The organism is Vescimonas sanitatis, from assembly GCF_049060325.1.
GTDB classification, from domain to species: domain Bacteria; phylum Bacillota; class Clostridia; order Oscillospirales; family Oscillospiraceae; genus Vescimonas; species Vescimonas sanitatis.
Genome location: NZ_JBMGPW010000010.1, coordinates 85,821 through 97,915, shown reverse-complemented (window position 1 = coordinate 97,915; position 12,095 = coordinate 85,821). Strand labels below are relative to the sequence as shown.

Genomic DNA, 12,095 nt, shown 5'->3' with positions numbered 1-12,095 from the left:
CGAGGTCTTGCTATGGAAGAAAAACTGGGACAGTCCATGGCTGTTCTGTTCAAATATGAAAAATTGATTTTGGCTGAAGAAGAAACCACATCCGCCGGTGGATGTGGCGTCTCCCTTGCGGCCTTTTCATGCCCTGCGTCAGCCTGTCCAAGTGACAGGGTGTCGCAGGGCGTTTTTATTGTCTAAACAGAGGTGATCAAGCATGAGTTTGCCAAAACGCGACGGCATAAATGACCGCTACTATCTGATTCATAAACCGGACACTTCTCCAGAGGTGCTGGCGGAAGCGGATATCTGTATTCAGGATGTGCTGAACGGCACCGCCCGTGAAAATCACTCCGCCTACCCGACCGTGGTGCGAAACCATAATGGAACGCCCTTCCTTCCGGATCAGCTGCTGGAACGCTATCTGACCAGTCTGCCACTGAAGGGATTTCCCAACGAGGATGCTGTTTTTCTCTGCGATGCCATGCGGCGGCTGGTGGGCTGGCAAGAGATCTGCTATGAGTTGGAGAAGTACATAGAAAAACAGGTGCAGGAACGCTATTTCCTTGTGGGAGAGCGTGAAGATGGCTTTACAGTCTTTCCGCCCTGCACGGTGTTGCCGGAATTGCGCCCGGAGGATGTGGACGAAGGGCTGCTGCACTTTGCCTGCTATGTGGCGGTCTGCTACACGGTGTATGGACAGAGTTTTGAAGCTCTCAAAACCGAACACATTCTTGGTCTGGTTTCCCAGATCCGCCCCGACATAGTAAAGGATTTGAAAACCAATGGCAGCGGCAAATTACCGTCTAACATCCAAAAACGGAAAACAAAGCACCTGACCGCTTCGGCCAACGACGCTTTCGCTACTATCCGAATCACCGCCAAGGATTCCACGGAGGAGTGCTATGATGAAGCCCTGGACTACCTGTGCGCGGTGCTTTCTCAGGAGGAATTTCCCCGCAGTTACTCGGTGGAGTTCAGAGGAAAGGAGAAAATCTATCTGCCCATTCCCGGCTTGCCCAAGAAGGGAGTCAATCAGCTCTTTGCCTGCGCTGTGCAGTACCCCAGTCTGCATCCAGCTATGGAGCGATATGCTCGTCTGGCTATGCGGGAGTTTGAGTGGTACCAAAACCTCGCGGATGAAGCCTGTGCAATGCCCGGCACCTTTGCTGTGTTCGCTCTGGGGCTGGAGGGAGAACGGTGGGCACCGCTGGTAACGGAGTATCTGGATCTCTGCGACGACGAGCACTCCTCTCTGCAAGGGAAATTCCTTCATGCCTTGATCCGGAAGTTTGGGTTTCAACCATGGACGCTGGGGGTATTGGTGCGGGGTGCATTGTCTATGCAGTGGTTGGAGCCTGCCAAGGAATTTCGCAGCCTGATTGCCAATGCGGAAAGCCTCGATGCGCTGCTGGAAATCAAGCGCCGGTTTTCCGCTTATCTCCTGCCGGAAGAAAACAAAGACCCGAAATTCCGGGCCATCGCTTGGCAGAGCCTGCTCTGGGCCATCTGGGGAAAGGATTCCGAAAATGGTGGCAGCAAGGCCATCAAGACGGCACCGAAGGAACTGAAAGAGAAATACCAGCAAGTATTTGCGTAAGGAGGGCTCTGTATGTGCGAGCACTGCCGAAACATTCAAACATGGAGAAAATTTGATGCCCCCAAGGACTACCTGGCCTGTATTGCCTATATCCAGCAGTTGGTAGGACAAGGCGAATTTGAACTGATGGCAGAGGAATCCACCTGTCCGCTGGAGAAGGTAAAGACTGAGGATGGATGGGCAGACGAAATTATGGCTCACACGATCCGATGCAAACACTGCGGTCAGATCTTCACCTGTGTGGTCAACACCTGGCGAGGCAGCGGACACTTCAAAAAAGGCAAAGGATGACACAGAAAAGGCGGTGAAATGATGAATCAGGCAGAAGAAGCAAAGCTGCTGGAGCAGATTGAGGAGTGGAATGATGCGGACGAGTTCTCACGATGTATTGAGGCCATCGAGGCTATCCCGGAACAGGAGCGGGGCTATCTGCTGACCGTCAAGCTGAGTCGGGCTTACAGCAATCTGGCGGTGCTGGGAGATCATGGAGCGCATGGGACGGATGGTGAAGTGGACGGGGACCTTCTCCGGCACGCCATCGATCTTCTGAGATCCGTCCGCACCCAGGGGGAGAACGACCCTTACTGGAACTCCCGGATGGGCTATTCCTGCCTGATGGCATACCGTTCCGCCGCCATCGCCTATGAATACGCAAAACGCTGGCTGGCCCTGGTCCCGGATGACCCAGCCGCCCAAAAGCTGGTTCGGGACTGCGAGGAATATCTGGAGGAGGAAAAAGCTCTGGAGCTGGATTTAAAAGAGCGGGAGGAAATCATCCGAAAGGAAACTCCCGATGATGTAAAGGGGGGTATCTGTAAATGAACAGCGAACAGGTCACAGCATTTTTGCAAGAGCATTGGTATATTGCCTCGGTGGTCATCGGGGCCGTGATTTTAATTGGGGCGATCCGCAACTGGAACTGGCTCTGCGACCCCACTGGTACGCGGGATGCCCACCGCCACAGCAGAGGATACCGGCGGGTGGTGTTCTTCCTGCTGGGTGTCCTCCTGATCGTGGTGAGCATCTGGGGATTTGTACTGAAATTGAAATAGGAGGAGAAAGACTATGATGACTGAGAAATATCCCACTTGGCTCACCGGCCATGTGAAAGAGTGGGCGGAGAAGCGTCTGCCCACCGTGACACTCTGTTCCACTACCGGCAATGAACTGCTGGAGGTTTGGTATTACGGAGATCTGCTCACGGTGAAAGGAGAGCCCCAATCCTATATTGTAGATGGCGATGCGGCTCCCGGACTGGTGGCAGCCCGTGACCCGGAGAGCGGCGAGGAGTTCGTCATCTTTGACGGTGGACGGCATGGCTACGACAATATGTTCTGCGATGAACATGATCCATCTGAGCTGGAACACCGTCCCCTCAAGCGGTATGAGATCCCCGCTTCCAAGCTGGTGCTGGAGCTGGGGTACAGCGTGGACTACGAGGACGAAAAAGAAGACTTCGAACCGGATGAGGCGGATACCGTGGAACTGATCAACGGCGAGCGGATGCCCTGGGAGCAGGTCAAGCGGGACGGCATCGACTATATCGCCCTTTACTATGTGAACGAGAAAGGAAGACCAGTCCAGATCTTGGACGCGGAGCTGGCATGAGTATGGTAATTCGATCCTTCAACAATCTGCACGACAACAGAGTCCTGCGCTACTGCGCTGACTTTGAAGCCCATTCCCTGCACATGGATACCCAGACCGAGGCCGGAGAGAACGTATCTGTTCGCTTCACCGGCCTGCTGGCCCACCGGTTTGAGGATGTGATCCAGGACAACATCCTTTTCGGCATGGACGAGATCACCGTGGACGGTTTTTTTGAACAGTACAACGACCTGTTGGGCGGAACCATCCTTTACGGCTTTCCCGCCTGTTGCAGCATTGAGGAACTGCGGGAGCGCATGGATCGGGAGCACATCCGGGTATTTGTCATCGACGCTTCCCTTGGGCTATGCGGCTTTGTACTGGCTCAGGAGGTGGAACTGCAATGTCAATCACCGCTTATAAAGTAGAAGCCGTCGGCCATGACCGGACCGGCAAGGACTTCGGCTATGTAAATATCATGTATCGTTATGGCAACAAGCAATCCTGCCCCCGACCGGATCAGTGCGAAAAGATGGAAGTCATGTGGGCGGATGAGAGCGTCTATGGACCTCCTGCCCCCGGCAGCAAGGTGGGGGATTTTATACAGACATGGCTGATGGGCTCCTGGAACTGCGGCGTGTTTACCCACCGGGAGATTGCCCAGCGGCTGATGGATACCTTCACTGGCCTGCAAATCAAGGAGCTGGAGTGGTTTGAGAACCCCAGAGAAAAGGCACTGAAAAACGGCAAGCCCCGTGTGCGCCGGGCCAAATGGCTTCCGGAGCGGGAGGTAGATCTGGTGTATCTCTACGCCGATCACTATCTTGACGCCAGAAATCCGATTCCTGCCGAAACTGACTTTTTCATCGTCACAAGGATGGATGCCTGGGGCGTGAGCACCTGGTTCATGTGTACCCCAGAAGCCGCCGAGAAGCTGATTGCCATGAATTACGACAATCTGGCCGTCAAGGAAACCACCATTGTGGGATAGGAGAAAATGAATGATGACTTTGGAACAACTGCCTCCCAAGGGCGTAAAGCGAGAACAGGCCATTTTGGAGCTGGGCAAGGATGAAGCAAACGGCGAACTGCTGTTCCAGCTTGTGAATACAGAAAAGGGCAAATGCAAAACGGCTGCTCAAAAGGCTTTGGCGCAGCTGGAGTATGCCCCTGCTGCCCCACTGTGGGCCAAGCTGGTCAAGGGCAAATGGATGGGCAGCAATATCATGTCGGATGCCTGTTCCGACTGTGTATCGGAGCAGATTGCCCCAGTTATTCTGAAGACTCTCTCCCAGCTGCTGGACGAGGGGGACACAAAGCCACTGAATATAGAACAACTGAACTTCTGTTTCCATTTGATGTTGGGGAAAGCCTCGCCCAAAATGCTGGAGGTCTACCGCTTTCTGGCGGAGAACACCCAGCGGATCGCCCAGCTGAAACGCGCGCCTGTTTATTCCGATGATGACTGCACCTCCTGGTGGATCACGGACGGGCTTCGCATTTGGGATGCCACACCCAAGGAAAAAGAGAAAATTCCCGCTGTGGTACTTACCGCCTCCCTGATCCGCAACCCGGATGAGCGACTGCAAGCATTGGCTGATGAGCTGAATGAACGCTATGGCGGCAGCTGGCTGATGCCGGTCTTTATGAAGGCGATCATCACCCAGCCCAAGGAGCAGGTGTACGAGACCTATTCACCCCTTCTGGATACGCCGCAAAAAGGCTATTTGTTCCATGCGCTGGGAATGCTCCATTACCGCTGTTATCCGGAAGACTGGACCTATGAACGCCTGGGCCCGGATGGAATGATTGCTCTGATTTTCTGGGGGGATTATAGCTATGGAACCTATGACACAAGGTTTATGATTGAACGCTATGTGGATCTGGATGAGCGGTGGCTCTTTGATTTGGCCAAGGACCCAGAGGGCCGCAAACCTACGGTGACATGGCAGACCTACAACCGGGGCGGTGTGCTATATGGAAGCTACGACGAAATGTTCATCAGCCTGCTGCCCCTCAAGGTGGAGAACCCGGAACTGAAGCGCGTTCTGTGGGACTATTTCCGCATCCGTAGCCAGAAAAAGAAGGTGGCTAAGAGCATCACTGTTTACAAAGACGCTGCTGAGCGGTTCGGGGATGAATGAGTACAAGTCGAGAAAGCAGGTGCCTTATGTACCAAATTGCATATATTGGCCGCTGGGAGACCCTCCCGGAAACGGCTGCCGCCATCTGTGACCACGACACTCCCAAGCTGGAGACGTTGCTCCAGGGCGGTCTGGATTTGGATGTTCCCATCCAGCTCAGCGAATACATCAAGCTGATGCCATTGGAGATCGCGGTTTTTCGGAACGATGTACCCATGATTCACTTCCTGCTGGAGCATGGAGCTGATCCCGGTCTGGCAGAGGAACAGCCCCTGCTGCTCACCGCCGCCCGCTGTTGTGGGCCGGAGGTGGTGGCGCTCTTTGCTGAACAGGCCGCAAAACTCAGCTCGAAGCAGAAAGAGCGGGCCTTCCAGGAAGTGCGCTGGGGCAAACGCCCGGAGAACATCAAGGTGCTGGAGCAAGCCGGGATCACAGTGGACAAGTTTGGCGGCGAGGCATTCCGGGCGGCGGTGTCCGATGGACAGGCCGAGCTTGCCAAGCTGCTGCTGGAAAAAGGAGCGGATATCAATTACCACAAGCCGGACATGGTGTTCCCTTACGCCTCCACCCCTGTCACCGAGGCCGCCCGCTCCAACAATTTCTCCATGGTGCGCTGGCTGGTGGAACAGGGAGCGAATATCACCCTTGTTGACAAATACGGTGACCGTCCCTACAGTGTGGCAGTTCAAAACAAGAATCAAGAGATGGCCGACTACCTGAAGGCCCTGGAGCCAGAGGAATGGCACAACGAGCAGGAAAAGATCCGGCAGCTCATGCCCTACAAGCTGCCCGCCAAGCTGGTGGAATACTTGAAGACCGGCCCCCTGCGGCTGGAGTTCCCGGATCAGGAATGGGTGAAGTGGGCGGAGCTCTACTCCTTCATGGATGTGCAGGAGATGACCTGGAAACGGAAGAAGCTGCTTTCCCTGATGGTGCAGATGGATAACTACAGCGACTATCTGCTGCTGTGGAGCCCCAGGGACAAGAAGCTGTGGTATCTGGACATCGAGCATGAGGAATTCCACCCTCTGGCCAAATGGGATGACTTCATCGCAAATCCCGGCCGATATCTGAACGGGATGATCGAGGGCGAGTTTGAGGAGTAAAGCCATGACATCAATAGACTTTCTGAACAAGGTACATAAAAGCCTGGACTCGCAGGAATATAACCTCTCTTATTCTCCGGCCAAGTCCAAGAATTATATGCTGTACTGCAATGGTAACTTTATCGGTGGTCTGTTCGACGAGGAGTTGTGCTTCGTCTACGCCGACAGTGTGAGTGAACTGCTGGGGCAGCCGGAACCCGTCTACCACGGCTACTCCAGCACCGCCCAGCACAGGATGCTGGTGATCCCGGAGGAACATTGGGCGAAGGCGCTGAAACTTCTCTATGCCGAGAAATTTGATTGGAGCCGTTTGGTGTACGACATCACCTACACCAGCATCGGCGCGGCTGTGGTGGAGGACTTCTACGACGAGAATGTGGTATTCCTGCGCTTCTGCTTTGAAAAGGAACTGCTGAAAAAGGACCCTCTGGACCGGCAGGGCCGTATCCTGCGGATGGTCTATCTCAATCAGGATCTGACAAAAGCGGGCAAATATCTGTTCCCCAGACTGATGCAGAAGTTTCTTGTTTTTACAGATCGCAACGGAAAGACCAGTCTGGAAACCATGCTGAAACGGTGGTACACCCAGCTTGAAAAGGAATACCGCAATCATATAGAGGGATGAGGAGAATGATCTATGTTTGAAGAATTCTATGAGATGTACGAGCCCGAGGAGCAGGAAGTGGTCGCTCTGATCAATCGCTGCATTGGGGGCGGATTTAACTGGAAAGGCAACTTTTGGGAAATGACCGTTGTGACGCTGGGTATCATGTTCTGTGACACCGGCAAGGTCAGCACCAAAGAGGAGCGACTGGATTGGCCGGTCACCGAGGAGGAACGCAATAGCGATAAGGGCTGGGGACGCTTTGGCAAGGAGCAGATCTGTCGCCTAAAGATCCGCCGGATGAAAGAAGAACGGGCAAAAGATCTGGTGGTGCGCCCCTGGTGTATCTCCGAGATAGTCAATGCCCATGAGGACTGCCCGGAACTCCAGGCCGTTCTGGAGGAATACCACAAGCCGGTGGTGATCCAGGACCAGGTGCTGGGGGAACTGACACTGGACAAGGACTATGATACCTTCGAGGGCGAGATCCAGTGGTGCGGAAAGGATGTGAGCCTTTCTCTGGAAGTCAATGCCGAGAGCAAGCCCTCCTGGACCCGCGCTCGCAGTGCCGCCAAGAAACTGCTGGCCGACTGTGACACCTGGGACAAAGCCATGCGGGAGCTTGCAGCCAAGAACCTGACCGAGCTGGCCAACAACTGGCTCTCCCAAGATGAAGAAAATCCCCGTGACCCGGAAACAGACCCCATCACAGAGGAAGAACTTGCCCGGCGGATCAGCCTGACGAGCCTGTCCGTCACCTCCGGCGGCAGCTTCACCGCCTGGTTTGACTGCGACGAGATGTTCACCGATCATGCGGTGACGGTCTACGGCTCCTTGAAAAAGGGCCTAAAAACTGCCAACATTGAGGGGTAAGGAGGATAACATTATGAAACTGAGCTGTAAACGCATTGATTTTACATATACCCCCGGCGAGGAAATCTTCAACTTTCCCGAGGAATCGGGACTGCCCTTTATCTTCGATGTAGAGGAAGAACTGACTGCTGATCCTGCTGCCATGGATGTGGTGGGAGGAATGTTGGATGAGGCGGAGCAATTGGCGGAAAAGGCCAAAGCCGCCATCAAAGCGGCACTGGCGGACGAGGACAGCCGCTACCATAGCGTTGTGACATGTTTCATGGAGTTCCACCGGGACGATGTAGGCCCGGATATTGCGGCGGAACTTTTTCCGGGAACCGACCCATCCAAGCTGTCCTTTGCCGAGATGGTGGACTTTTTGAAGCTCAAGCGGTTCGGCAGTCTGGTGGATGACGGGATGGATCAGCAAGTTTTCATTCTGGACCTGTCCTTCAATCCGGAGATTACTGACGAACTGCTGGTGATCTACTTTGGCTTGAACAAGGAGATTTTCTGTATCACCCATGAGAGCTGAGGAAAGAAAAAGAGAAAAATATCTGCCCACGCTTCTGATCCAGCAGATCCGCCTGCAATGGTATAAAGATTGCCGGGGCGGAAACGCCGCCGCACAACGGAACCAGTATCCCAGAGCGATGCGGCTGCCTAAAGACTTCTTCTCTTATTATTCCTTTGGCCTACCTACTCACTTTGCATCTATCGTACAGAGGCCCGATGGATTTCGGATTGATAGGGACTGTCGCAGGCTGATGGAATGGAAGCCGAATGGCACAATGCGGCTTCACCCTTTTGAACTGATTCAGCAGGAGTCCGGAATCCAGGTGCGTTACCGCTATGATTGGCACATCGGCGCCATGCCGGAGCGATATACCTATGATAAGACCGGGCAAAAACAGCCCCTCAATGAGCTGGCACTGGATTTGCTTCCTGGTGATTATGGTCGAGCTGTCTGCAATGGGCGGTTCCGAGACTGGGACACTGGGATCTGGTATTATGTACTGGATATTTTGAATGTGATGCCGCTTGCAGAACCCACCGACGCATTGACCAGTTTTACGGACAGAGAACCGAATAAGATATATACCCAGATCGACCGGCTGTGGTGACGAAAAACAGGAGGATACTACCATGATCAAAGAACGCATCCCTATCTCTGGCGATCTGGGCAGCAAGGTTAAGCAACTGATGGAGTACGCCGGGTGGTACGAAGGCCGCAGTGTGGATATTTCCATTGCGGAGCAGTATTACGCCGATCATGGCGTCCCGATGATGAAGACCATTCAACGGTTTTATCGCAAGTATTTCGGCCTGTGCTGCGAGTGGTACTTGGCGCAGAAAAAGCTGAAATGGGCGGCTGACTTTGAGTTTGCTCTGTTCCCTTACCTGGTCAACGGAATCAAAAACCATTTGGAAGAAGCCTATTTCCGGGATATGTCCGGCTGTGAGCTGGCGGAGATCGAACAGGCTGCCGGTCAGAAGTGCCAGCCCATCGGTCACATCGGCTACTACTACCCGGCAGAGGTCTGGATCTCGGAGTACGGGAAACTGTATGCGAAATATGAGTATCAGGACGAGATCGAGTGCTTCCCCGATGTGTTTGCCCTGATTGAACGGGACCTGCGGCAGTGTAAATTTGATTCCGCTGCCATGAAAACTGTGGAGGCACTGGACGGAAAACTATGAAACAGGACTTTACGATTTGGCGCAATCAAATATTGCAGAATCCGTGGGACATTTCACCGCTGAAATTCGGCATGTCACAAGATGAGGTGATAGAGATTTTCGGCAAGCCCGATGCTGTTTCCACCATGAGAAGCGACGGAAAACCTTTGATCCTCAAATATTGTGACATTGAACTGCATTTCGACAGAAAGTCCCCTCATGGGCTCTACTTAGTTTATAGCGACGACGAAATCGAACTGAGCATAACAGATCATCACGAAGAACTGCTGCAGCCGATCACAAACATAGAGACGCTGGACAATGAGTTTTTCTTTCAGGATGGAGCCGTATATTTCTCTGGCCTATATGAAAACGGCTTGTTGAAGGGTGTTTCTCCCAAAGACTTCTGCTGCTGGCGTTACTGGGGCAAATCCTCTACGGCCTGCTTTCTCGGCGGGATTCGCCTGCGTGGAGCAGACCCGGCATCGTTTCGGGTGTTAAACTATGCCTACGCGATGGACAAAACAACCGTCTACACCACCAGCGGGAGAATCCCAGATGTAGAGCTGACAACCTTCCAGGTGTTGGACAATGGCCAGAACGATTCGGGCGCGCCACAGGGATATGCAAAGGACAGCCGGCAGGTCTACTTCCACAACGGAGACGGCAAGGTGAAGATCATCAAAGGCGCGGAAGTTTCCTCTTTCCTCTCGTTGGGCGACACCTATTTTGCCAGGGATGAGAAACGAATCTATGCTTACGGTAAGCAGCTTCCCAAGGCAGAGCTGACTTCCTGGGAACTGCTTGGGCACTGGTATTCCCGCGATGCCAAGCGGGTGTACTACCTCAACCGGGAGATTAAGGGGGCAGATTGGGACAGTTTTGCGGTATGTACCCCGCCAGAAGCACCACCGCTTGCCGATCATCTGGCCCGTGACAAGGAACATTTTTACCAAAACGATGAGATGATTGAAGAACCGCTGTGGCTGGAAAGGCTGCATGAGTTAAAACCAGAACAGTAGACGGAGGAAAACGGCTATGGATTATTTGAAAGCGCTGCGTGATGACCCTGATCTGGCAGAGGAGTTTGATTCCCTTTTTGACTTCTTCCTGCTGGATGATTTGTCCCCGAGGGATGAGGCGGATGGTCGAGCAACCTTCACACTGCCCGGTATGGCTTTTGCCAGAGATGGCTCCGGCGGAGAATACCACCTGTTGGAAGATGGCTCCATCGGCTATTACAGCAGCGAAGGTGAGGCAGGCCGTCTGGCTGAGAGTATGGATGACCTTTTTTCACTGATTGTGAGCTGTATCTGCTGGCACGACTGTTGTGACGCAAAGGAGTATGCGGACTCCAAAACACTGGAGGAATACGGACAGAGGCAGCGCAACATCAACTTGGAAGATATGGATATGGACAGCTGGCGGCGGGTAGCTGATGCTTTCGGCATCCCTACCGATGAGCCGCTGGCTCCGATTCTGGAGCGGTTCCGCAAAGCAACACAGCGCCAGCCTCTGTATCAGTGTATGTTCCATGAGGACGATGGCAGCCTGACCGAATCATACGGCCTGATGTTTGAATGAGAAAGGAGCAATCCCTATGAAAGCATTTGACCCTAATTACAATCTGCTGGACGAGATGTATCAGGACAATTACTATCCTGCCTTTCTGGTGGACAAGGTAAAGGACGAACTCCAGAAAGTCATCGACCTGCTGGAGAGTGGCGAAACCGACACCGAAGTGGTGCAGGAGACGCTGGACGAAGCGGTCTGCGGCATCAATGATCTCCAGGAGGAGTTTGACGAGAACGACAGCGAGATCGAAACCGTGGCGCGGGAATGCATTGCAGCAAATGTGGCCTACATTCTGGAGTGGTTCAATATCCCCATTGATACCGAGGAGGCCATCCGGGAACGGGACTGGTAAACCTCATGGCAGAAAAAGAACTGGCCGTCTGTGATGAGTGCGGCAGCCTGTTTTTGAAAGGCTCCTCACAGATGATGGGGCTGTGCCCGGAATGCGCCCATGTTCTCTATGGCTACCCAAATTGTCCCCACCATTTTCAGAATGGCCGATGTGTGAACTGCTGCTGGGACGGCTCAAAGAGCGAGTACATCAAGCATTTGGAAAAAGAATGCGTCAAAAAGGATCGGTGAAAGCGATGGCGATTGAAGATATGTTCGGGGATCTGCACAAGATTGACATTCTGGCGGAAAAAACCGAAACAAAGGAAGTTTTGATGGTCCTCGTCTGCAACGGTTTCATTGACGGCTCCCCGGAAACACAGAAGGCCCTGTTGGATAAGATGGAGGGCTACCTGAACCACACCCAGAGCGAGGAATTTCAAAAGGAATATGGGGACTGGTCCGTGATTTTGCGGGTGACCCTTGACCGGGAGCCGGATGAGCGCATCCTGGCCCTGCTCAGCAAGTGCCCTGCGTGGGCGGAGGACTACGGCGTAAAGCTGGAAATTGAAATTGGAGGAAAACCGGTTCGCATTGTAGAGAGCTGACCGATCCTCAAACCAAACCAA

General features: G+C 53.4%; 20 protein-coding genes. All 20 read left to right on the top strand.

Annotated elements, in window-relative coordinates; genetic code table 11:
* The first annotated feature begins 12 nt into the window (after positions 1-12).
* The gene (locus tag ACOMDU_RS12295; protein WP_165860624.1) at positions 13-186 is read left to right on the top strand and encodes a hypothetical protein; all 174 of its coding nucleotides are present in this window, start codon (positions 13-15) and stop codon (positions 184-186) included.
* A 16-nt stretch (positions 187-202) separates the two neighbouring features.
* On the top strand, positions 203-1,585 hold the full coding sequence (locus ACOMDU_RS12290) for a DUF6138 family protein (protein ID WP_119979885.1): 1,383 nt from the start codon (positions 203-205) through the stop codon (positions 1,583-1,585).
* Positions 1,586-1,597: 12 nt separating this feature from the next.
* The gene (locus ACOMDU_RS12285; RefSeq protein WP_119979886.1) at positions 1,598-1,876 is read left to right on the top strand and encodes a hypothetical protein; all 279 of its coding nucleotides are present in this window, start codon (positions 1,598-1,600) and stop codon (positions 1,874-1,876) included.
* Between the two features lie 21 nt (positions 1,877-1,897).
* Positions 1,898-2,407: a hypothetical protein gene (locus ACOMDU_RS12280; protein ID WP_119979887.1), complete on the top strand. Its 510-nt coding sequence runs from the start codon at positions 1,898-1,900 to the stop codon at positions 2,405-2,407.
* Positions 2,404-2,637 carry an immunity 17 family protein gene (locus tag ACOMDU_RS12275; protein WP_119979888.1) on the top strand — a complete coding sequence of 78 codons (234 nt, stop codon included), beginning with the start codon at positions 2,404-2,406 and terminating at the stop codon, positions 2,635-2,637. Before ACOMDU_RS12280 ends, ACOMDU_RS12275 begins: the two co-directional genes overlap by 4 nt.
* Before the next feature lie 13 nt (positions 2,638-2,650).
* On the top strand, positions 2,651-3,193 hold the full coding sequence (locus ACOMDU_RS12270) for a hypothetical protein (RefSeq protein ID WP_119979889.1): 543 nt from the start codon (positions 2,651-2,653) through the stop codon (positions 3,191-3,193).
* The gene (locus ACOMDU_RS12265) at positions 3,190-3,600 is read left to right on the top strand and encodes a hypothetical protein (RefSeq protein WP_134108645.1); all 411 of its coding nucleotides are present in this window, start codon (positions 3,190-3,192) and stop codon (positions 3,598-3,600) included. Before ACOMDU_RS12270 ends, ACOMDU_RS12265 begins: the two co-directional genes overlap by 4 nt.
* Positions 3,576-4,163: a hypothetical protein gene (locus tag ACOMDU_RS12260; protein ID WP_119979890.1), complete on the top strand. Its 588-nt coding sequence runs from the start codon at positions 3,576-3,578 to the stop codon at positions 4,161-4,163. Before ACOMDU_RS12265 ends, ACOMDU_RS12260 begins: the two co-directional genes overlap by 25 nt.
* A 10-nt stretch (positions 4,164-4,173) precedes the next feature.
* Entirely contained in the window at positions 4,174-5,316 is a 1,143-nt protein-coding gene (locus ACOMDU_RS12255) for a hypothetical protein (RefSeq protein WP_119979891.1), read from the top strand.
* 26 nt (positions 5,317-5,342) lie between these two features.
* Positions 5,343-6,422 carry an ankyrin repeat domain-containing protein gene (locus tag ACOMDU_RS12250; RefSeq protein ID WP_119979892.1) on the top strand — a complete coding sequence of 360 codons (1,080 nt, stop codon included), beginning with the start codon at positions 5,343-5,345 and terminating at the stop codon, positions 6,420-6,422.
* Between the two features lie 4 nt (positions 6,423-6,426).
* Positions 6,427-7,047: a hypothetical protein gene (locus tag ACOMDU_RS12245; RefSeq protein ID WP_097838497.1), complete on the top strand. Its 621-nt coding sequence runs from the start codon at positions 6,427-6,429 to the stop codon at positions 7,045-7,047.
* A gap of 12 nt (positions 7,048-7,059) precedes the next feature.
* Positions 7,060-7,899: a DUF2262 domain-containing protein gene (locus tag ACOMDU_RS12240; RefSeq protein ID WP_119979893.1), complete on the top strand. Its 840-nt coding sequence runs from the start codon at positions 7,060-7,062 to the stop codon at positions 7,897-7,899.
* Positions 7,900-7,912: 13 nt separating this feature from the next.
* Entirely contained in the window at positions 7,913-8,416 is a 504-nt protein-coding gene (locus tag ACOMDU_RS12235) for a DUF2004 domain-containing protein (protein ID WP_119979894.1), read from the top strand.
* A 304-nt stretch (positions 8,417-8,720) separates the two neighbouring features.
* Complete coding sequence (locus ACOMDU_RS12230; RefSeq protein WP_421130528.1) at positions 8,721-9,005, top strand: hypothetical protein; 285 nt, start codon at positions 8,721-8,723, stop codon at positions 9,003-9,005.
* Between the two features lie 22 nt (positions 9,006-9,027).
* On the top strand, positions 9,028-9,582 hold the full coding sequence (locus ACOMDU_RS12225) for an SUKH-3 domain-containing protein (protein WP_119979896.1): 555 nt from the start codon (positions 9,028-9,030) through the stop codon (positions 9,580-9,582).
* The gene (locus tag ACOMDU_RS12220) at positions 9,579-10,583 is read left to right on the top strand and encodes a DKNYY domain-containing protein (protein WP_119979897.1); all 1,005 of its coding nucleotides are present in this window, start codon (positions 9,579-9,581) and stop codon (positions 10,581-10,583) included. The genes ACOMDU_RS12225 and ACOMDU_RS12220 overlap by 4 nt, the downstream gene beginning before the upstream one ends.
* 16 nt (positions 10,584-10,599) lie before the next feature.
* A complete protein-coding gene (locus ACOMDU_RS12215; RefSeq protein WP_119979898.1) occupies positions 10,600-11,145 on the top strand; it encodes a hypothetical protein in 546 nt (181 codons plus the stop codon).
* Between the two features lie 16 nt (positions 11,146-11,161).
* Positions 11,162-11,488 carry a DUF5713 family protein gene (locus tag ACOMDU_RS12210; RefSeq protein ID WP_119979899.1) on the top strand — a complete coding sequence of 109 codons (327 nt, stop codon included), beginning with the start codon at positions 11,162-11,164 and terminating at the stop codon, positions 11,486-11,488.
* 5 nt (positions 11,489-11,493) lie between these two features.
* Positions 11,494-11,718 carry a hypothetical protein gene (locus tag ACOMDU_RS12205; protein ID WP_119979900.1) on the top strand — a complete coding sequence of 75 codons (225 nt, stop codon included), beginning with the start codon at positions 11,494-11,496 and terminating at the stop codon, positions 11,716-11,718.
* 5 nt (positions 11,719-11,723) lie between these two features.
* Complete coding sequence (locus tag ACOMDU_RS12200; RefSeq protein WP_119979901.1) at positions 11,724-12,074, top strand: DUF6572 domain-containing protein; 351 nt, start codon at positions 11,724-11,726, stop codon at positions 12,072-12,074.
* Positions 12,075-12,095 lie beyond the last annotated feature (21 nt).

Bases quoted from the DNA above. Each gene is read 5' to 3' on its own strand.
- ACOMDU_RS12295 (WP_165860624.1), top strand. From the start codon at position 13: ATGGAAGAAAAACTGGGACAGTCCATGGCTGTTCTGTTCAAATATGAA.
- ACOMDU_RS12290 (WP_119979885.1), top strand. From the start codon at position 203: ATGAGTTTGCCAAAACGCGACGGCATAAATGACCGCTACTATCTGATT.
- ACOMDU_RS12285 (WP_119979886.1), top strand. From the start codon at position 1,598: ATGTGCGAGCACTGCCGAAACATTCAAACATGGAGAAAATTTGATGCC.
- ACOMDU_RS12280 (WP_119979887.1), top strand. From the start codon at position 1,898: ATGAATCAGGCAGAAGAAGCAAAGCTGCTGGAGCAGATTGAGGAGTGG.
- ACOMDU_RS12275 (WP_119979888.1), top strand. From the start codon at position 2,404: ATGAACAGCGAACAGGTCACAGCATTTTTGCAAGAGCATTGGTATATT.
- ACOMDU_RS12270 (WP_119979889.1), top strand. From the start codon at position 2,651: ATGATGACTGAGAAATATCCCACTTGGCTCACCGGCCATGTGAAAGAG.
- ACOMDU_RS12265 (WP_134108645.1), top strand. From the start codon at position 3,190: ATGAGTATGGTAATTCGATCCTTCAACAATCTGCACGACAACAGAGTC.
- ACOMDU_RS12260 (WP_119979890.1), top strand. From the start codon at position 3,576: ATGTCAATCACCGCTTATAAAGTAGAAGCCGTCGGCCATGACCGGACC.
- ACOMDU_RS12255 (WP_119979891.1), top strand. From the start codon at position 4,174: ATGATGACTTTGGAACAACTGCCTCCCAAGGGCGTAAAGCGAGAACAG.
- ACOMDU_RS12250 (WP_119979892.1), top strand. From the start codon at position 5,343: ATGTACCAAATTGCATATATTGGCCGCTGGGAGACCCTCCCGGAAACG.
- ACOMDU_RS12245 (WP_097838497.1), top strand. From the start codon at position 6,427: ATGACATCAATAGACTTTCTGAACAAGGTACATAAAAGCCTGGACTCG.
- ACOMDU_RS12240 (WP_119979893.1), top strand. From the start codon at position 7,060: ATGTTTGAAGAATTCTATGAGATGTACGAGCCCGAGGAGCAGGAAGTG.
- ACOMDU_RS12235 (WP_119979894.1), top strand. From the start codon at position 7,913: ATGAAACTGAGCTGTAAACGCATTGATTTTACATATACCCCCGGCGAG.
- ACOMDU_RS12225 (WP_119979896.1), top strand. From the start codon at position 9,028: ATGATCAAAGAACGCATCCCTATCTCTGGCGATCTGGGCAGCAAGGTT.
- ACOMDU_RS12220 (WP_119979897.1), top strand. From the start codon at position 9,579: ATGAAACAGGACTTTACGATTTGGCGCAATCAAATATTGCAGAATCCG.
- ACOMDU_RS12215 (WP_119979898.1), top strand. From the start codon at position 10,600: ATGGATTATTTGAAAGCGCTGCGTGATGACCCTGATCTGGCAGAGGAG.
- ACOMDU_RS12210 (WP_119979899.1), top strand. From the start codon at position 11,162: ATGAAAGCATTTGACCCTAATTACAATCTGCTGGACGAGATGTATCAG.
- ACOMDU_RS12205 (WP_119979900.1), top strand. From the start codon at position 11,494: ATGGCAGAAAAAGAACTGGCCGTCTGTGATGAGTGCGGCAGCCTGTTT.
- ACOMDU_RS12200 (WP_119979901.1), top strand. From the start codon at position 11,724: ATGGCGATTGAAGATATGTTCGGGGATCTGCACAAGATTGACATTCTG.